The 405-nt window shown below is 57.8% G+C and carries 1 protein-coding gene; it reads right to left on the bottom strand.

Annotation, left to right across the window (positions count from 1 at the left end):
- The coding region (locus KP705_RS18500; RefSeq protein WP_215765362.1) for a DUF4158 domain-containing protein at positions 1–300 on the bottom strand (300 nt) is incomplete at its 3' end.
- Between the last annotated feature and the right edge of the window lie 105 nt (positions 301–405).

Raw genomic sequence — 405 nt, forward strand, 5'->3', positions numbered from 1 at the left:
ACGGGTTTCGTCACGACGTCCGTAATGGGACCAGAGCCCAGGGGACAGGTCGAGCTGCCGCGCAACAAATGACAGAATGGGAGCCGGTGGTGTTTCACCAGATTCCAGCACCCGTCCCGGCCAGCGCATGTAGAGCATGACCATCGTGAAACCCAATCGGGAGGTTTCTCCGCGGCGGGTTGCGATCAGATCGAAGTCATCCTGGCTGAGTGTAAAATGTCTCGTGATCTCGCGATCATCGACAGAAGGCTCGTAATGTCGGGCGAGAGCTTCACGGGTCAGAAGACGGCGCCGCGCCATGATCGGATGTCTCCTTCATGTGTCCGGAAGGGGATCGTTGGACGGACTGTCCCGGACAAGTGCAACACGTCATGGAATACAGCCGTGTGCTGTGTCTCATAAAGG

This window comes from Gluconobacter sp. P1D12_c, from assembly GCF_018812105.1.
Classification (GTDB): Bacteria; Pseudomonadota; Alphaproteobacteria; order Acetobacterales; family Acetobacteraceae; genus Gluconobacter; species Gluconobacter oxydans_A.